Origin of the sequence: Planctomyces sp. SH-PL14 (assembly GCF_001610835.1) — a bacterium.
GTDB lineage: Bacteria > Planctomycetota > Planctomycetia > Planctomycetales > Planctomycetaceae > Planctomyces_A.
This window is the reverse complement of record NZ_CP011270.1, coordinates 3,177,996-3,196,703: the sequence shown is the minus strand read 5'-3', so window position 1 is coordinate 3,196,703 and position 18,708 is coordinate 3,177,996. Positions and strand designations below refer to the sequence as shown.

General features: G+C 66.5%; 11 protein-coding genes. 7 read left to right on the top strand and 4 right to left on the bottom strand.

Going from position 1 to position 18,708, the window contains the following annotated elements; translation table 11 throughout:
- Positions 1-61 precede the first annotated feature (61 nt).
- From VT03_RS12415 to VT03_RS12405, 3 genes are all read left to right on the top strand, one after another.
- Entirely contained in the window at positions 62-2,659 is a 2,598-nt protein-coding gene (locus VT03_RS12415; protein WP_075093267.1) for an MMPL family transporter, read from the top strand.
- Positions 2,660-2,992: 333 nt separating this feature from the next.
- Positions 2,993-3,940 (top strand): aldo/keto reductase, encoded by a 948-nt coding sequence (locus VT03_RS12410; protein ID WP_075093266.1) that lies wholly within the window; start codon positions 2,993-2,995, stop codon positions 3,938-3,940.
- A 408-nt stretch (positions 3,941-4,348) separates the two neighbouring features.
- Complete coding sequence (locus VT03_RS12405; RefSeq protein ID WP_075093265.1) at positions 4,349-5,854, top strand: DUF1501 domain-containing protein; 1,506 nt, start codon at positions 4,349-4,351, stop codon at positions 5,852-5,854.
- Positions 5,855-6,228: 374 nt separating this feature from the next.
- On the opposite strand, the gene VT03_RS32685 is transcribed toward VT03_RS12405, so the two are convergent.
- The 3 genes from VT03_RS32685 to VT03_RS12390 all read right to left on the bottom strand — a co-directional run bounded on the left by VT03_RS32685 (position 6,229) and on the right by VT03_RS12390 (position 12,567).
- Entirely contained in the window at positions 6,229-7,983 is a 1,755-nt protein-coding gene (locus VT03_RS32685) for a tetratricopeptide repeat protein (protein ID WP_082846162.1), read from the bottom strand.
- Between the two features lie 830 nt (positions 7,984-8,813).
- Positions 8,814-9,743, bottom strand: a complete 930-nt coding sequence (locus tag VT03_RS12395; protein ID WP_082846161.1) for an SgcJ/EcaC family oxidoreductase — start codon at positions 9,741-9,743, stop codon at positions 8,814-8,816.
- A 526-nt stretch (positions 9,744-10,269) separates the two neighbouring features.
- Positions 10,270-12,567, bottom strand: a complete 2,298-nt coding sequence (locus VT03_RS12390; protein WP_231870650.1) for a sialidase family protein — start codon at positions 12,565-12,567, stop codon at positions 10,270-10,272.
- A 247-nt stretch (positions 12,568-12,814) separates the two neighbouring features.
- On the opposite strand from VT03_RS12390, the gene ispE reads away from it, so the two are divergent.
- The 4 genes from ispE to VT03_RS12370 all read left to right on the top strand — a co-directional run bounded on the left by ispE (position 12,815) and on the right by VT03_RS12370 (position 16,973).
- Complete coding sequence (gene ispE / locus VT03_RS12385; RefSeq protein ID WP_075093263.1) at positions 12,815-13,747, top strand: 4-(cytidine 5'-diphospho)-2-C-methyl-D-erythritol kinase; 933 nt, start codon at positions 12,815-12,817, stop codon at positions 13,745-13,747.
- A gap of 218 nt (positions 13,748-13,965) precedes the next feature.
- Complete coding sequence (locus VT03_RS12380) at positions 13,966-15,249, top strand: TIGR00300 family protein (RefSeq protein WP_075093262.1); 1,284 nt, start codon at positions 13,966-13,968, stop codon at positions 15,247-15,249.
- 411 nt (positions 15,250-15,660) lie between these two features.
- The gene (locus VT03_RS12375) at positions 15,661-16,491 is read left to right on the top strand and encodes a dimethylarginine dimethylaminohydrolase family protein (RefSeq protein ID WP_075093261.1); all 831 of its coding nucleotides are present in this window, start codon (positions 15,661-15,663) and stop codon (positions 16,489-16,491) included.
- 56 nt (positions 16,492-16,547) lie between these two features.
- On the top strand, positions 16,548-16,973 hold the full coding sequence (locus tag VT03_RS12370) for an EamA family transporter (protein ID WP_075093260.1): 426 nt from the start codon (positions 16,548-16,550) through the stop codon (positions 16,971-16,973).
- A 67-nt stretch (positions 16,974-17,040) separates the two neighbouring features.
- On the opposite strand, the gene VT03_RS12365 is transcribed toward VT03_RS12370, so the two are convergent.
- A complete protein-coding gene (locus VT03_RS12365; RefSeq protein WP_156514450.1) occupies positions 17,041-18,576 on the bottom strand; it encodes a hypothetical protein in 1,536 nt (511 codons plus the stop codon).
- Positions 18,577-18,708 lie beyond the last annotated feature (132 nt).

Sequence of the window (18,708 nt, the reverse complement as noted above, 5' to 3'; positions counted from 1 at the left end):
CGATTCGGTTTTTCCCGCGAGAGCCCTCGCGACCCAGATTCCTCACGAGACCCGCCCCGAGATGTACCGCCTCCTCGGCCAGTTCGTCAGTCGATGGTACTGGCCCGTGGCCCTCGCCTGGTTCGCTTTTCTCGCCCTGGCGATCTGGATCGCACCTCCGTTCGAGGCCGTCACCAAGACGGGCGAGTTTGCGTTCCTCCCTCCCAATGAACAGAGCCCCCGCGCGGAACGGCTGTTCCGTGAAGCCTTTCCCGGCGGGCCGGAGAAGGCGGAACTGAGCGAAGAGGGAGTGACGGTTCAGCAGAACCCGCTCGGCAGCAGCGTGGTCCTGGTCCTCCGCCGCGAGCAGAAAGAAGGTCTCACCGAAGCGGACCGCGAGTTCATCCGCAAGCACCTCGTCCCGGCGATGGAGGATGTCAAGGAGAACACTCCGGCGATCATCTTCCGCCTGAGCCAGCCGCTCCCCAAGCTGCGGAAGACGCCACCCGAAGAACAGATCGTCCGCAGCATCACGACGTTCGACGATCCCAAGATCGGCCTGCTGCTCGACAGCCCCGACAAGAAGTCGACGCTGGTCGTGATCGACCTCAAGACGGAGTTCCTCGACCGGACCAACATCCTCCTGATCCATCGGGTGCGGGAGGCGATCGACAAGCTGTACGAGTCCAAGGTCGTCCCGCTGCAGCTCGAAATCGCCACGAGCGGTTCGGCCTCGGTCGGCCGCGACATGATTATGGCGGAGGCGGACAGCGCGAAGAAGACGGACTTCATCACGAAGTTCCTGTGCATCGCCCTGCTGCTGGTGATCTACCGCGCTCCGATCCTGGCCTTCATCCCGCTGCTGACCGTCGGGATCACGGTCCCGCTGGCAGTGCATCTGCTGCTCATCATGGCGAAGTACAACCTCGCCGGGATGTTCACGGGGCTCGAGACCTACATCGTCGTGGTCGTGTACGGCGCGGGGATCGACTACTGCCTGTTCCTGATCGCCCGTTATCGGGAAGAGCTCGACAACGGGCATTCCTTCTCGGAGGCGATCTCGATTGCGGTGGAGAAGGTCGGCGCCGCGCTCGCCACGAGCGCCGCGACGAGCATCTTCGGCATCGGGATGATGATGTTCGCGGAGTTCGGCAAGTTCCGGGAAGCGGGCTTCGCGATCTCGTTCGGGCTCCTCATCGCCCTGTGCAGCTGTCTGACGCTCTCGCCCGCCATGCTGCGGATCTTCGGCCGGTGGACCTTCTGGCCGGATGTCCGCAAGGAGCGGATCACCGCCGAGGGGAGCTGGGTCGCGGAGTCGTCCGTCGGCCGGTTCGTCCAGGAGAAGCAGTGGCTCGACCGGATGTGGCGGCGCGTTTCCGATTCGCTCGACCGGCATCCCGGCAAGATCTTCCTGGGGTCGATCCTGGTGATGCTTCCCTTCGCGATCGTCGGGATCGCCAAGCAGCGGCATCTCAGCTACGGGCTGCTGACCGACCTGCCTCAGACGTATGCCAGCGTCGAGGGAGCCCGGGCGATTCAGCTCCACTTCCCCGCCGGGATGGCGGGGACGACCACAGTCCTGATCCGCGACGACAATCTGGGGCTCAAGACCAAGGACTCGGGACTCGATGCGGCGGGGATGCGGGCCGGGCGGGAGATCTCCCGGTATCTGGAGGACTACCTGATCAGTCACAAGGAGGCGCTGTCGATCGCGGATGTGCGGTCGCAGTTCAGCCCGCTGGGGGTCGAGAACTCGAAGACCCTGCGGGCTCCGGGGCCAGCGGGCCGGACCGCGCAGCTTCAGTCCTACCGCAACTATGCGAGCCTGAACGGCCCCGAGGCCGGGAAGGTGCTCCGCATGGACATTGTCTACGAGCAGGATCCGTTCTCGCGGGAGAGCTTCGATCTGCTGACCCGGACGGAGGACGCCATCCGCACCGCGCTGCGGGACTATCCCAAGGTGGAGACGGAGAGCGAAGAGGAGGAGGGTCCGACCCCGCGGGATCTCTCGAAGGCGGAGGTCTACACGCTCGGCGCGACATCGAGCATGCGGGACGTGAAGATTGTGACCGACCGCGACCAGATCCGCATCTACACGCTGGTGACGCTTGTCTGTTACATCCTGATCGTGATCCTGCTCCGGCAGCCGGCGATCTGTGCGTTCCTGATCATCAGCGTCATCTTCAGCTACGCGGTTGCGCTCGGCGCGACGTACATCCTGTTCTCGGTCCTCCACGGGGAGGGCTTCCCGGGGATCGACTGGAAGATCCCGATCTTCCTCTTCACGCTGCTGCTGGCCCTGGGGGGGGACTACAACATTCTCCTGATGGCCCGCGTCGTGGAGGAGCAGCAGAAGCACGGTCCGATCCAGGGGGTGCTGATCGCCATGCAGAAGACTGGCGGGATCATCTCCAGCTGCGGGGTGATCATGGCGGGGACGTTCGTCTCGCTCATGACCGGCAGTCTGGAGGGGATGATCCAGATGGGCTTTGCGCTGACGGTCGGGGTGTTGCTCGACACGTTCATGATCCGGCCCGTTCTCGTGCCGAGCTATCTGATCCTTCTTTACAAGGGGTTTTTTGGTCCGCTGACGAACTTCCTGGGTGGGCGTCCGCCGAAGATGCTGGCTGGGGACCGGGATGCGGACGGTGGTGATCCGCTTTCGCCGTCACCCGCCTGATCTCGCTGGATGATGGTCCGGCGTCGCACCATCCAGCCGGGTCCAGGGGCACCCTGGTGGGGAGTGCAGAGGGGCAACGCCCCTTTGCCCGCCGGAGGCTTGGCTCGTCGAGAGATGTCTGAAGGAGCGCGTGTCCAAGCGCGGACACCGTGTCGTATGCCCCGTCACCAACCCGCTGGGATCCCAGGGCCAGCGGTGAGTCCTCAACGCCGGTTGCACAAAACGAAGGCACCGGAACACGACCCGGAACGAACAACGGGTAGCCCGCGACGGTAAGCGCGCGTAGGATTCCCGGCCCCCGACATTCGACACGCCTGCCGGAGAATCGAAGTCATGCAGAAACGCTCGCTTGGCACCTCGGGAATCGAAGTCAGTCCTCTCTGCTTCGGCGGGAACGTCTTCGGGTGGACGGCGGACGAGGCGACCTCCTTCAAGCTGCTCGACCGGTTCACGGAGAGCGGGTTCAACTTCATCGATACGGCCGACGTCTATTCGCGATGGGTGCCGGGGAACCAGGGGGGCGAGTCGGAGACGATCCTCGGCAAGTGGCTCAGCCAGGGAGGTCGCCGCGATCAGGTGGTGATTGCGACGAAGTGCGGGCTGGAGATGGGGCCGAGTGAGAAGGGGCTGTCGCGGCAGTACATCGTGAAGGCGGCCGAGCGGTCGCTGAAGCGGCTGCAGGTGGAGCGGATCGACCTCTATCAGGCGCACACGGATGACGATCAGACGCCGCTCGATGAGACGCTGGAGGCGTTCGGCAAGTTGATCGAGCAGGGGAAGGTCCGGGCGATCGGGGCTTCGAATTACTCGGGGCGACGTCTGCAGGAGGCGCTCGACGTCAGCCGCCGTCATGGCTTTCCGGGGTATGTGTCGCTTCAGCCGCTGTACAACCTGGCGGACCGTTCGGGGTATGAGCTGGATCTGGAGCCGGTCTGTGAGAAGAACGGGCTGGCGGTCATTCCTTACTACTCGCTGGCGGCGGGGTTCCTGACGGGGAAGTACCGTTCGGGGGACGACTTGACCGACAAGGCACGAGGAAAGACGGTCGAGAAGTACCTCAATGAGCGGGGGGAGCGGATTCTGGCGGCGCTGGATGAGGTTGCGGCGCGGTATCACACGGTTCCCGCGAAGGTGGCTCTGGCGTGGCTGTTGGCGCGTCCGTCGATCACGGCTCCGATTGTCAGTGCGACGAGTCTGAAGCAGTTGGATGAAGTCCTGGATTCGACGCGGCTGAAGTTGGATGGCGACGCGGTGTCGCAGCTGAACGCGGCCAGTCAGTAGCTCGAACACCGTCCTCGCCGGTGCGGCTCCCATAGCTCAAACCCAACGTGCCACGGCCACTGGGGTCAAGGGGGCCTCGCCCCCTTGCCGCCGGAGGCGCTTCCATGAGGAACCGTGGTAGGCAACGGACGACCGCTTGGTGGAAGCGGCGTTGAGGACTCACCGCTCGCCCTGGGATCTCTGCGGTTTGGTGAGGGGGTATACGGCACGTTGTCCGCGCTTGGACCCTCGCTCTTTCAGTGAGATCGAGTCGAGATGGGCCTCCGGCGGGCAAAGGGGCGTTGCCCCTCTGCACTCCCCACCAGGGGGACCCTGGACCCGGTTAGAGGAGGAACACTGGTCTCGCGATGTCGCCGTTGACACAATGGTGCCCGTTGATGGGTTCCTTGGGACGTTGAGCGACTGCCAATGCTGCGACTGCTCGGATCGCGACGACAACTCTGCGACGGCCTCTCCCGCCGCGACCTCCTCCACATCGGCGGACTCGGGCTCTACGGCGTCACACTCGCCCAAGCCCAGCAGATCGCACAAGCCGCCACATCCGACTCCGGACTCCCCGGCTTCGGCAAAGCCAAGTCCTGCATCCTCCTCTTCCTCTTCGGCGCCGCCCCCCAACACGAAACCTTCGACCCCAAACCCGAAGCCCCCCTCGAAATTCAGGGAGAACTGCGGGAGATCGCCACCTCGATCCCCGGCATCGCCTTCGGAGAAGGCCTCCCCCGCACCGCCGCGATCGCCGACCGCCTCACGACGATCCGCTCCATGACGCACGCCTTCCCGCTCCACTGCGTCGCCTACGCCCTCTCTGGGATGCCTGCCTACACCACCAACCTCGAGGCCGCACCCCGCGCTCCGGAACACTGGCCCTACGTCGGCTCCGTCGCCGACTACTGCTGGTCACGACAGGCAGCCGCCGCCGGCCCCGAAGGCGTCCCCCGCCACATCGGCCTCCCCTGGGTCTTCAACTCCCAGGTCGACGACCTCGGCCTCCTCGCCGGCCCCTACGCCGCGTTCCTGGGACAGGAATACGATCCCGTCTGGGGCAAGTTCGAAGGACAGGCGACGCGCATCGCCCCCAAGGCCCGCCACGAACAGGCCAAGGAATACACCGATCCCTACGCCGCCATCGACCCCCGCTGCCGCTTCGTCCTCGAAGGCGCCAGCCGCCTCCCCGAACAGGTGAACCTCAGCCGCTTCAACCTCCGGCAACAGCTCCTCGAACAGATCGACTCCGCCCGCCAGACCGCCGACCGCGCCGCGACCGAGCGGAACTACACCGGACATCAGGCCCGCGCGCTGTCGCTGCTGACGTCACCGCAGGTCCGGGACGCCCTCGATGTCGAGCGGGAACCGGCCGCGCTGCGGGAGCGGTACGGACACACGCTCTTCGGCCAGTCGTGCCTCGCGGCGCGGAGGCTGGTGGAAGCGGGCAGCCGCTTCGTCACCGTCTTCTGGGATTCGTTCGGGACCTACTTCAGCGGCGGATGGGACACGCACCAGAACCATTACCCGCGACTCAAGGAGTATCTCCTGCCGGGCTTCGACGCCGCGTTTGCGAGCCTGATTCTCGACCTGGAACAGCGCGGCCTCCTAGACGAGACGCTGGTGCTGTGTCTCAGCGAGCATGGCCGCACGCCGCAGATCGACTCCAAGCCGCAGGGGGCGGCGCGGCATCACTGGTCGCAGGTGTATTCGATGACGATGGCCGGCGGTGGTGTGAAGCGCGGGGCTGTTGTTGGGCGCAGTGACCGGATCGGGGGGAGCGTGGCGGATACGCCGATCTCTCCGAAGGACATTCACGCCACGACGTATCATCTGTTGGGGATCGATCCGCAGACGCTCATGTACGATCGCCAGGGCCGTCCGTTCCCCGTCGCGGGTGAAGGGCACGTCCGGTCAGAGCTGCTGGCCTGACGCCACGGGCCGAAGAACCGGGGTCCAGGGGGAACCCCTGGTGGGGGATGCAAGGGGGCAACGCCCCTTTGCCCGCCGGAGGCCCTCTCGTCGAGAGATGTCTGAAGGAGAGTGTCTCCAAACGCGGACACCGTGCCGTATGCCCCCTTACCAACCCGCGGGGATTGCAAAGCGAGTGGTGTGATGTGAGGGAGTCCTCAACGCCGTTTGCCCAAAGGGGACGTCCGTTGTGTCCCACGGTTCCTCAACGAAAATGCCTCCGGCGGCAAGGGGGCGTGGCCCCCTTGACCCCAGGCTGCCGTGGCACGTTGGGTTTGAGCTATCGGAGCCGCGCCGGCAAGGACGCGGTTCGAGTCAGCTGGCCCTCCCAACGCCTATCCCTTCGTGCGCTGGAACGTCAGCCCCGGGTCGCCCGCAGGGGCACCCGTCAGCGTGAACTTCCAGGTGTCGGGCCCCTCCGACTTCACTTCGCCCGACATCGCCCCCTGCTCCGCACTCTCCAAAATCAGCTCCTGACCCACGCCGCCGATCTCCCCCTTCAGCTCGATCGGCTTCTGCCCCGACTGGCTGGCGGCCCAGGTGAACTTGGAGTCCTCGGTGATCAGCAGCGTGATCGTCGTCGTCCCGGCCTTCGCCGTCCACGAGCCGACCAGATCGGTCGCCGGCTTCGCGTCCGCTGCGTCGGCCGAAGAGGGCGGGACCTCCGGCGCCGGAGGAGCCGCCGCGGGTGAGGTCGCGGTCGCGGCCGGGGTGGCCGCCGCCGTCGCCGGCGGCTTCAGCGCATCGAGCATCCGCTTTGCGGTCACGTCCTTCGGCTGGTTCTGAACCACCACCTCCAGCGCCGCGATCGCTGCATCCTTCGAACCGATGACGAGGTAGTGATAGGCCAGGACAAAGAACGGAGCCGCGTCCGTCGGATGCGCCTTGGCATACGCCTCCGCCTGACGAAGCTGCGCTGTGTAGTCGTCGGGATTGCCGTAAAGCCCGCTCATCGTCGTCCAGTCCATCCCCGGGGCGGCGGACAGGAGCGAATTCAGCGCGGCGGCCGCCTGGTTGTAATCCCCCAGGGCAAAGAGCGCGAGAGCCCGGACTTCATGGATCACGGCGTCGCCGGGGAGCGACTTGAGCGCCAGGTCGAACTGCGCCAGCGCGCCGCGATAGTCCCCCGCCTTGAACTGGGCCAGCCCGGCGTCGAAGGCCGTCACACCCGGCGAGTCCGCCGCGGGAGCTTCCGGCAGCGCCGCCGTCTGGGGCTCGCCAGCGATCGCCGTCGTCGCGCCCCCATCGGTCGCCCCGTAGTTGTAGACCACGACCGGCTGCGAGTAGTTGTAGACCGGCGTCGTGACCCCGGCGTAGTACGGGTTGTAGTACCCGGTGCCGTAGCCCCACCCGGTCGTCCAGGCTCCGAGCCCCCAGCCCGCCGCGCCCCATGCGAGCGGTGAATACCAGTTGCTTCCCCAGTAGTTCCCGCTCCAGCAGCCGTTGTACCAGCCGTAATGGTTGTTCACGCAGTGGTTATGCCAGTTGTCGTGCCATGTCCCACCGCCTCCCCAGCCCCAGCCGGGGTTGTTCCAGCCCCCCTGGTCCCAACCCGGCCGATTCCATCCGGAGCGATAGTTGTTGTTCGCGTTCCAGAAGTTGTTCCGGTTGTTGTTGATGTTGTTGACGATGTTGGTGTTGCCGCCACCGATGATCGTGTTGCCGTTGCCGATTCCCGGCCGGCCCCAATTTCCACCGGGCCGGTTACCAGGCCAGCCAGGCCGATTGTCGCCCGCCCATCCCGGGCGATTGTCCGGGAAGCCCGGCCGGTTGTCCGGGAAGCCGGGACGATTGGGCCGGTCCGGGCCAAAGCCGGGCCGGATCGGTCCTTGGCTCGGCCGGTCGGATCCGGGACGCGTGCCAATTCCGGGAAGCCCGCCGGGCCGGTCGGGACCAATCCCTCCGCCCCCCTGTCCGGGACGTCCGGGAAGACTCGGCAGCGTCGAAGGCCGCCCGCCGCCACCCGCTCCCGGCCGCGTGATCCCGCCGATCGTCGGCCGATTCCCTCCGCCGCCAATCCCGCCACCCGGGGTGGGCGGAAATCCCCCGCCCCCGCCCGGACGCAGGCCACCGCCGGCACCCGGCCGCAATCCGCCTCCTGGAGTCGGGCCAACGATGCCCGAGTTTCCGCCGCCTCCCGGCCGCAGTCCTCCCCCTCCGGACGGAAGCGATGGCCGCGTGGGGCGCGGAACGCTCGGCACCGACACACTCGGACGCGATCCTCCGCCACCGAGCGAGGGGCGCGTGTTTCCACCGGGGAACCCCGGACGGTTCCCAGCGCCTCCTCCCGCGCCGGGGAATGACGGCCGTGCGCCGCCCCCCCCGAGCGAGGGACGTCCTCCGCCACCGGCCCCTCCGATTCCACCGAGCGATGGCCGGCCCATTCCTCCTCCTCCGCCGCCGATGCCTCCCGGTCGCGAGGGCATGGAGGGCCGTGCACCGCCTCCCCCCAATGAGGGTCGTGCCCCACCGCCTCCCAGAGAGGGACGAGGTCCCCCGCCCCCTCCGCCGAACGAAGGTCGTCCTCCTCCTCCTCCGCCCCCACCAAACGAAGGTCGTCCCCCGCCACCACCGCCAAACGAGGGCCGCGCTCCTCCTCCGCCACCGCCGCCGAATGAAGGCCGTGCGCCGCCTCCTCCGCCGCCGGGCCGAGCCCCCCCTCCGGCAGGGCGCCCACCACCGCCGCCGCCGACATGGCCGAGCGAGGGACGGGCGTAGGCCGCGGGAGAGGTCAGGACCGCCGTGGCCAGCGCCGTCAGCGTCCAGGCGATGCGCCGATAGAAAAGAAGTGAACGCATGATGTGATTTCCTGGCGAGGGGCGGACGACGGAAACGGGCTTCTCGCAATGCGCCTTCGAGCTTTTCCCTCTTACGGTCAGGCCGGTGGGAGGGACGGACGGCGCGACCTCTGACGGTCGAATCACTTTCCGGCGGTCGGGGCTTTCCGGACGACAGTGACTTCGAAGTCATCGTCGCGGACGTTGCCGACGATCCGCTCCGTCCCCTTCATCGTGAACCGCGACTGATCGCTCGCGGTGATCGAGATCGTGGCCGAGCCGGTCGATCCGTCCGGTATCACCGCCGAGGACTTCAGGACCCACCCCTCGTCCAGCTGCGTCCAGTCCGCCGTCGCGTATCCGCCGTCGGCATCGAACATCCACGACTTGACCTTGCCGGCGAGCGGGTCCCAGCCGATCCGCTGGGTGCTCTTCATCACCACCTCCTCGCCGGACGTGACGTGGAAATCGCCGAGGAGGAAGTTCGTGTCCTCGGACCACTTGTAGGAGATCTTCACCACCAGGCCCGAGCCCTCGTTGACCCAGTCGCCGACCAGCCAGCTCAGCGGCTGAAGGTAGTCGTGCGGCGTCGGGGCTGGATCGTCGGCAAAGTCCCGGACCGAGGCGATCCGCCAGCCGTTCTCCGTCTTTGCGTAGACCGCGATGTAGCGGATCACCGCCTCACCGCCGGTCTTGCCGCCATGCATCGTCCGCGTTCCTTCTTCGATGGCGACCGGACCGACAAGCCGGACCGACTCGACGTCCAGGGCCATCTTGGCTTCCGGGAACTTCTCGAAGTATTCCTTCAGGACCCCTTCGATCTGTTCCTGTCCCTGGTAGACGGTCCCCTCCTCGTCGATCCACTCCCCTTTGGGGAGGAAGAACGCGGAGGTTTCCTTGGCCTTGCCGCCGTTGAACGCCTCGATGAGCTTGGCCGCTCCGGCACGCAGCTCGGCGGAAACGCCGTCATCCTGGGCCGCGGTTGCAGCCGCGTCGGCCTGTGCGTGGACGGAAGCGACTCCGCTTCCCCAGAAGGCCCCCAACAGGACCGCGATCAGACCCATCCTCAACATGATGTGGCTCCCGGCAGCGGAAGAGAGACGGAATCGGCCTGGACTCGCGAGGTCGACCCGGAACTCGTCGCGACGATGTGAATCGGTAGGACCATTTCACAGCAGAACGGCAAAGATTGTGCGAATGCACTGAGGGCGATTGTACCCATCGGAGGCCGAGCCGGCGACTCGGTGACCGAGGTCGATGAGACAAGGGCGCGTCCGCCGGATGTTGGAGCAGCCACTGCGCCATTCAACGGGGTCCAGGGGCACCCTGGTGGGGGATGCAAGGGGGCCTGTGTGTATTCTTGGCCCCCTTGCCCGCCGGAGGCCTCGCCGTCGAGAGATGTCTGAAGCGCGCCGTGTCCAAGTGCGGACACCGTGTCGGATGCCCCCTCACCAACCCGCGGGGATTGCAAAGCGAGCGGCGTATTTTGAAGGGGGCCTCGACGCCAACTCTACAAAGCGGACGTCCGTTGTGCCCCACGGTTCCGCGGCAAAAATGCCTCCGGCGGCAAGGACTCCGCCCTTGACCCAGGCTGTGGCTTCACTTGTCTTTGGAGGTCGTCTCCGGCAACCGCGCCCCGTAGTACACTGCCCGATGACGGTTGTCGTCATACGCGAAGTGCAGCCACCGCTTGTCCGCCGAGACAAATCCATCCGGATAGTTGAGCCGCCCCTTCGGTCCATCGCTCGACTCCGGAACCAAGACCCGCCGGTACGGCCACGTCTTGAGACCATCGAAGCTGATCCACAGCGCCAGCGGACTGCGGTGCTTCGGGTTCGGGTTGTGAAGCATCGCCACCGTATCGCCCCCCAGTGGATACAGCGTCGCCTTCGAGCCCGGGTTCGGGATGTCGGTCTTCTCCGCGAACTCCGGCCAGGTCAGTCCCCCGTCCTTCGATTCCGCGTAGTACAGCACTCCCCCCAGCCGGTCGCCGCGGATGATCATCGCGATCCGGCCGTCCGCCAACTCGGCGATGTTGTTCTCCGCCCAGCCGTGATAGCGGTCGTCCGTCGTGAGGCGGACGTTGCCGTGCTCCGTCCAGGTCTTGCCTCCATCGCTGCTGATGAGGACACCGTTTCGCGGGTTGCTGACGTAGTGCCGGAGCGCCCCGTGCCACGGCCGCTCTTCCGCCGGCGGAGGGGGGACATCGGGTCCGGGCCCCACGTAGTGCTGAAACGGAATCAGAATCCGGCCGTCGCGCGTCACGATGTGGTTGCGGATGAACGTGAAGTTCGCGAGCCGCCCGGGGACCGGTTCGGGGCGGGTCCAGGTCCGGCCGTTGTCGTCGCTGTGGATGAACCAGGAGCGCCAGTCGCGGCCCCACGTCTCGGAGTGCGTCGAGAAGAAGAGCGTTGCCCGCTGTCCGCGGATCATCAGCTCGGTCGGTCCCTGGCCGCTTGTCTTCCCCTCCCGCGGAAAGCCGATGTCGACCGGCTCCAGCTTCGACCACGTCCGCCCGCCATCCGTGCTGCGGGTCACGCCGGTGTAGTTCTTCGGCGATGGCTCGATGTCATCTCCCGCCAGCATGAACAGGGCGAACGACCCATCCGGAATCTGCCGCAGCGTGGTGTCGCAGACGAGCTTGTTGGGCGTGAACCCGTCATAGGCCGATATCGTGCGGTCTTCCTTCGCATCCGCCGCGGCCCGGGCCGCCCACTGGTCGCTGCTCCCGGTCGTGTCCGCCTGAGCCGGAAGCTGGATCGGCTGGGCCGCCGGAGGTTCGGTGGCGGCCGCAGCCGGCAGGTTGCCGCGAGCCTTGCTGATGAGTCCCTTCAGCCGCGACTGTGCCCCGACAATCTTCCGTTCCAGGATGTCCTGCTCGGTGAAGACCGCCAGCAGGATCTCCCGTTCTTTCGCCCGCTCACGGTCATAGGAGATGTAGATCCGCCCATCCGGAGCCTGGAAGCCGTCCGGATACGAGACGCCGTTCCGCTCATCGAGAACCAGGCCCCCCTGCCACGTCTTGCCGTCATCATCGGAGAGGAAGGCGGTGAGATGCGACCGCGACTTGGTCCGCTCGTCCATCGCGCCGTGGCGGACCATCACCAGCTTGCCGGAGGCGAGACGGCGAATGAAGAACCGCGCGTTGATGTGCGGGTACGCCATCCGCGGCTCGCTCCAGGTCTTCCCCTGATCGGTCGAGACGCTCTCGGCCATCCCCTTCGTTGTCCGGGCCAGCATCCACAGGCTGCCGTCGCGGCGTTCGACGACCATGTGCTCGTCGAAGTCGTGATCGGGAAAGACGGCTCCGCCCCGCCGCGCCCAGGTCGCCCCCTGGTCGGCCGAGACGAAGACGTTCGCCATCCGCAGCTCATCGAGCTCCGGATTCGCGGACCGGAGTTCCTTCGGGCCGATCTTGTTCCGCTGCCAGAGCGAAATCGGCAGCATCCACTCGCCCGACTTGAGGACCGTCGGCTTGTTGAGCGTCGCCCCATGCCACAGGCGGCGGGGGGCGGACCAGGTCGGCTGGTCGGCATCGGGGTTCTCGCAGACGATCGCCCAGTCTCCCGCGCGGCCGTCGTAGTAGCCCATCGACTGATCGAAGAAGAGCCACATCCGCCCCAGCGGATCGCACCAGAGGTTCCCCACCAGAATCCGCCGCCGCAGTCCCGTCGGCGCCTCAGGGGGATCGATCACGAGCCGCGGCTTCGACCACGTTCGGCCGTCGTCATCGCTCGTCGCGAGGACGAAGTACCCCTTGTCGCTGTCCCCGCCGGCGACCCACGCCGCCCAGAGCCGCCCCTTCGGCGTCCGGTCGATCCCGATCGTCATCCCATAGTCTCGCTGTTCGTCGGAGTATTCGAGCCCCGGCGCGGTGATGAGCGTTGGCGGCTGCATCGACAGCTCGAGGATCGATGCGGGAGGGAGCGGAGGAGACTCTGGCTCGGCCGCCTGTCCACGCAGGGTCGAGGTCAACGCGAGGATGAGGAGTGTTGCCCGAAGAAGAGGTCGGGCCCCGGGACCGAAAGTGGAAAACATCGTCGAAAATCCTCTACCGTTGGCGCGCGTCGGTGATGGAGCAGGGGGCAGTGATAGCTCGCCTGCCCGCGGCGCACCACCTCCAGGATGTGCGAGACCGACTCGGATGTTGATCGAATCTTCACCAACGGGCCTGACCGTCCACACGCCGGCCAAGGTCAACCTGTTCCTCAACGTCCTCAGAAAGCGTCCGGATGGGTATCACGATCTCGAAACCGTGATGCTGGCGGTCAGTCTGTTCGACACCCTCACCTTCGAGATCCTCGACCGGCGCGACATTGAACTCAGCTGCGACCTGTCGGCGCTCAGCGGCTCACCGACCACGGACGCGCCGGTCCTGTCGAGCGGCGACGACAACCTCGTCGTGAAAGCGGCGCGGCTGATCCAGACCGAAGCCAACGTGTCAGCCGGGGCGAGGATCGGGCTCCTCAAGCGGATCCCGATGCAAGCGGGACTCGGCGGAGGATCGAGCGACGCTGCCGCTACGCTCGTCGCGCTGAACCGGTTGTGGAACGCCGGGCTTTCGACGCAGCGGCTGCACGAACTCGCCGCGCGGCTCGGGAGTGACGTCAACTTCTTTCTCGAATCGCCGGACCTCGCCATCTGCCGCGGACGGGGCGAGCGGATCGAGCCCCGGCCGCTGACTCAGCCGATGTGGCTCGTGCTCGTCAAACCGGCGGGGGGGCTTTCGACCCGCGATGTTTTCCAGGAGTGGGCCCGCACGGGGACGACGAGTCCACTGGACTGCGACCAGGTGATCGACGCCATCAACGACTCGGATTTCTCAGGCTTGCCGCGCGTTCTCTGGAACTCGCTCGAAGCCCCGGCCCGACAACTCAGCCCCGAGATCCAGGCGACCCTCGACCGACTTCGCGCCTGTCACCCGGGGGGCCTGCTGATGTCCGGCAGTGGAACCAGTTGCTTTGCGGTTTGTGGAAGTCGTGAGGAAGCCGAGACGCTCGCGGGGCGCCTGAGCGGAACGGGAATGGTGGCCGTCGTGGAAGGAGGCGGGCTCTCGGGAGGGCGAAGCTCCTGCTGAGCCATGCGCGTTGCCGAGCGGTCCTTTCTCAAATCGGCCGGAGGACGACTGAGCCGTGGGCGGTTTGTCTCCTTCCCAGGAATGCCAGTCTGACGTTCGCGGCTCCGCAGGAGCGTCGCCCTCCCGGGTCGTCTCTCGCGCCCCGGCTTCCCTCGCCGCCGTCTCCCGCGAACAATTCCTTCGGGCGTCACGCGTTGTCTTTTGCCGGAGACCGTGTCATGTCAAAACAGGCGCATCCGTTCGTCGAGCCGGTCGAGCTCAAGGGACACATTATCGACAGCCTGCTGCTGCCGAAGGTGCTGGACTTGATTACGGAGTTCGGCGGGTCGTACCGGATCGACAAGATTCACGTCGGTCAGACGCGGAGCGATCCCAGTTCCGTCGTCATCGCCGTCGAGGCGGCGTCGGAGGAGCTGCTCGGGAAGATCCTGGCCCAGATTGCCGATCACGGCGCGGTGCCGGTCCACGCCCGCGACTGCGAGCTGGCGGAAGCGGACATCGCCGGTGCGTTCCCGGAGAACTTCTACAGCTCGACGAACCAGCACACGCAGGTCCGGCTGGGCGGGCACTGGATCACCGTCGCCGACCAGGAGATGGATTGCGGGATCTGCGTCGATTCCGAGCGGGGGACCGCCCGCTGTGTGGCGATGTCCGACGTCCGGATCGGACAGAAGTTCGTCGTCGGCCATCGCGGAGTGAAAGTCGTTCCGATCGACCGGCCGGGCGAAGGGGAATCGTTCGGGTTCATGTCGTCGGCGGTCTCGACCGAGAAGCCCAAGGGGGTGACGGTCCGGCAGATCGCCGCCGACCTGCACCGGATCCGCGCCAAAGGGGGGCGGGTCCTGCTCGTCGGCGGACCGGGGATCGTCCACACCGGCAGCGGTCCGTACCTGTGCGAGCTGATCCGCCGCGGCTACATCCAGGTCCTGTTCGCGGGGAATGCCCTTGCGACGCACGACATCGAGCAGTCGATCTACGGGACGAGCCTTGGTGTCCATCTCGGCCGGGGGACTTCGGTCGAGGCGGGGCACGAGCATCACCTGCGGGCGATCAACACGGTCCGCCGTGCCGGGAGCATCGCCCGCGCGGTCGATCTGGGGATCATCCGCTCCGGGATCATGTATGAGTGTGTTCAGCACGGCGTCCGCTACGTGCTGTGCGGGAGCATTCGGGACGATGGCCCGCTTCCGGATGTCGTCACGGACGCTCTCGCGTCCCAGGAGCGTATGCGGGATGAAATCCGCGGCGGCCGGAACGGGCAGGGCGGAGTCGATTTCTGCCTGATGATTGCCACGACGCTCCATTCGATCGCGGTCGGCAATCTGTTGCCGGCGTGGGTCAAGGTGGTCTGTGTCGACATCAATCCGTCGACGGTGATCAAGCTCAACGACCGGGGCTCGTTCCAGACGGTGGGTCTGGTGACGGATGTCGAGCCTTTCCTCCGCGTCCTGGTGAGTGAAGTGGATGCCCTGGAAGCGGACTACGCTCATGAGAGTGGATAAAGGAAACGAACCGTCCAACGACTGTCGCCAGATACCGGGTCCAGGGGCACCCTGGTCAGGGGGTGCAGGGGGCAGAATGCCCCTTGCCCGCCGGAGGCTTGGCCGTCGAGAGATGGCTGAAGGAGAGCGTGTCCAAACGCGGACACGTACCGTATGCCCCTCACCAACCCGCGGGAACTGCAAAGCGAGCGGTGAGTCCTCAACGCCGGTTCCACAAAAGGGGCGCCCGTTGTGTCCCACGGTTCCTCATCGAAGTGCCTCCGGCGGCAAGGGGGCGTGGCCCCCTTGACCCCAGGCTGCCGTCGCACGTTGGGTTTGAGCTATGGGAGTCGTTCCGGCAAGAACGCAATTCCAGCGAATGCACCCTGATACTTGGCACCTGATACCTGATACTTCTCCCCCCACGTTCCCATGCCCACCATCCTGATGTGTCCGCCGGACTACTACGGGATTGAATACGAAATCAATCCCTGGATGAGCCGCTCCCGCCAGAGCGACCGGGCCCTCGCCGTCCAGCAATGGGAGGACCTGCGGGGAGCCCTGGAAGGGGCCGGAGCGACGATCGAGCTCCTTCCGCCGGTCGAAGGACTCCCGGACCTCGTCTTCACGGCGAATGCGGCCCTCATCTATCGAAACCGGGCCATTCTCGCCCGGTTCCGCCCGGAGCAGCGGCGGGGCGAGACGCCGCACGTCGCCCGCTGGCTCACGGCCCATGGATTCCACCTCGAGGAAGTCCCGGAGGAGTTCGCCTTCGAAGGGGCCGGGGACGCGCTCTTCTGCGGCGAGACCCTCGTGGCAGGCTACCGGATCCGGAGCGACGCCCGCGGTCACCAGTGGATTGCCGGCCGCCTGGGGATTCCGGTCCTGCCGGTCGAACTCGTCAACCCGCAGTTCTATCACCTCGATACCTGCTTCTGTCCCCTCCGGCCGGGAAGCGCGATCTACTATCCGGCCGCCTTCGACGACTACGCCCTCCGCGCGCTCCGGGCGCAGATCCCGAACCTGATCGAGGTCAACGCCGCCGAAGCGGCCCGCTTCGCCTGTAACGCCGTGGTCATCGGCTCCACGGTCGTGACCAACACCGGCTGTCCGATGCTGCACGCGGCCCTGAAGCGGGAAGGCTTCGAGCCGGTCGCGACGGAGCTGGACGAGTTCCTGAAAGCAGGCGGGAGTGCCAAGTGTCTCACGCTGCGCCTCGACGGCGAGGACGCCGCCGGGTGGCGGCAACGGTCTGGCGACTGAGACAATGGACGCCTCAGTAAGCCGACTTTCCCCCGATCCGTCCAACCGGAGCTTTGATGTTCCCGACACTCGCCTGGCCCTGGTTCGCGCTCGGCTCCGCCTTCTTCGCCGCGCTGACGGCGATCCTGGCCAAGGTTGGCGTCGCGGGGATCAGCTCCAACCTCGCGACGCTGATCCGTACCGCGGTGATCCTCGCCTTCGCTGGCGGGCTCGTGACCGCCCGCGGGGAGTGGTCGAGCGCTGGCCTCTCGCCCCGGACGCTCCTGTTCCTCGTCCTGTCCGGACTCGCCACGGGGCTCTCGTGGCTCTGCTACTTCCGGGCCCTGCAGCTCGCCCCCGCCTCGCGCGTGGCGCCGGTCGACAAGCTCAGCGTGGCTCTGGTGGTGATTCTCGCGGCGCTGTTCCTCAAGGAGCCTCTCACCGCGCGGGTCGTCGCCGGAACGACGCTGATTGTCGTCGGATCACTGCTGTTGTTGCGATAAGAGGCCCGCAAGAACCACCACGGCTGGAACCGATCCGGAGGGGGCGGAGGCCGTGACGGTCGCCGTGTCAGGGCATCGCCAGAATCACGCGCAGATCGTCCGTGTCCGGCCCCTCGCCATAGGTGAGTCCACCGTCATCCCGGCCGTTGGCGCCGAGGCTCCAGATGACCATGCCCCGTTCGTTCCGCTCCAGTTGAAGCGGCTCGCCCGTGAACGGATCGCCGAAGAGCGCCGCATCGCCGGTCAGTTCCTCCCAGGACAGAGCCGGCGCGCCGGTCTTCCGCCAGCCGCTCTTCCATTGGAACGCCGCTTTCAACGTTGCGGTCCGCGCCTCATCGCGAGTCTGGGACTCCTCGCACTGGGCGAGAGGGAGCAGCAGGGAAACCAGGATCCTGGCCGACAGCGAAGCGACTTCGTCAGGGGAGGATGTCAGAGACCGGACGAAAAGCTTCCGCAGGCGGTCGTCCTCGCTCCCCGCCTGGAGCTGCTGTTGCACTGTTTGAATCGCAGCCAGCCGATCGCGTCGATCGGAAAGGCGCATCGCCTTCTCACAGTCGTCGTAGAGGTGGTGGCCGTGGCGAAGAGTTGCATTGATGTCTCCGCGGGTCAGGGCCAGGCGAAGCACGCCGTCGCTCAGTCCCCCTGCGACTCGTCGTTCGCTGAGCAGATCGGTCCAGTTGGATGGGGAGATCGGCGGCAAGGGGTTTGCGCCGGAGGCGACGTCCAGGGTGGTCTGGCCGCGTGCCAGCGAGAGAACAAGCGCCGCGTAGCGAGCCTTCTCCATCGGTATGGCCAGCGCAACGGAGCGTCCGCCGAGCAGCGGGCTCAACTCCTCCCATCTCGCCTTCAGCTCTTCGGAGCTGGCTTCCGAGTCCGAGAGCCATGCGGTCGCGACGTTGTGAATATCGACGCGGAGGGAGGCGGCGATCAGCTTCTCGATGAAGGTGCGACCGGACTCGATGTGCCGGGCGATCCGGTAGCTCGTCAGGAGATCCTGCCAGGCGTCGTCCGCTCTGTTCTCCCCCAGCCGGAGCCGGACGCGGGCCAGGAACGGGAGCACCAGCTTTCGCACTCCCTGCACGTGGGGAAGCCAGGCCCCCTCCAGGCCTTCCCCGGTCTTGTCTTCGACGAAGGGGGAATAGGCCTTCGGGCGGTGGGCCGCGACCGCGATCTGCTCCAGGACCGTTGCGTTCGCGTCGAGCCACCGTGCGGCATCGGGGAGGTCCTCCCGTGACCAGTTCTCACGCATGGCCAGCCATTCGACGTCGAGCAGCTTCTGCCCCTGAGCTCGTTGCGGATCGTTCACATCGGCGATCCCTCGGAGCCGCGGTCGCGGGTCGATCGAGATCGCCAATCGACGGGCGACCTCCTCAGCAACGGTTTCCGGAACGGGTTTCCAGTTTCCGGCCGCCTCCCAGCAGAGGGGCCAGAAATTCTCGTCCCGTCCCACGCCGCGGCTGAGCTCTTCGTTGACCGCGTCGAGGTAGATCGGAACTCCATCCCGGTCGAGCGGGCCTTCGAACAGCGTTGTGTCGGGCCCGACTTCGAGGCCGATCCTCCCAGCGAACGTCGGCTCGGCAGCAGAGGCGGAGTTGGCGGCCAACGTCACCACGCACAAGAGTACCAGACCCGTCCGGATCCCCGCGCAGCAAGGACCACCAACCGGCCGCGGAGGTTGCGGCGGGAACCAGTCTGGAGGCCGGCTGGGCATGGGCGGGCTCGGTCGGACAGCGCG

What these genes read in the sequence shown, in the direction of transcription:
- VT03_RS12415 (WP_075093267.1), top strand. Translation starts at nt 62, where the DNA reads ATGTACCGCCTCCTCGGCCAGTTCGTCAGTCGATGGTACTGGCCCGTG.
- VT03_RS12410 (WP_075093266.1), top strand. Translation starts at nt 2,993, where the DNA reads ATGCAGAAACGCTCGCTTGGCACCTCGGGAATCGAAGTCAGTCCTCTC.
- VT03_RS12405 (WP_075093265.1), top strand. Translation starts at nt 4,349, where the DNA reads ATGCTGCGACTGCTCGGATCGCGACGACAACTCTGCGACGGCCTCTCC.
- VT03_RS12395 (WP_082846161.1), bottom strand. Translation starts at nt 9,743, where the DNA reads ATGTTGAGGATGGGTCTGATCGCGGTCCTGTTGGGGGCCTTCTGGGGA.
- VT03_RS12390 (WP_231870650.1), bottom strand. Translation starts at nt 12,567, where the DNA reads ATGCAGCCGCCAACGCTCATCACCGCGCCGGGGCTCGAATACTCCGAC.
- ispE (WP_075093263.1), top strand. Translation starts at nt 12,815, where the DNA reads ATGTTGATCGAATCTTCACCAACGGGCCTGACCGTCCACACGCCGGCC.
- VT03_RS12380 (WP_075093262.1), top strand. Translation starts at nt 13,966, where the DNA reads ATGTCAAAACAGGCGCATCCGTTCGTCGAGCCGGTCGAGCTCAAGGGA.
- VT03_RS12375 (WP_075093261.1), top strand. Translation starts at nt 15,661, where the DNA reads ATGCCCACCATCCTGATGTGTCCGCCGGACTACTACGGGATTGAATAC.
- VT03_RS12370 (WP_075093260.1), top strand. Translation starts at nt 16,548, where the DNA reads ATGTTCCCGACACTCGCCTGGCCCTGGTTCGCGCTCGGCTCCGCCTTC.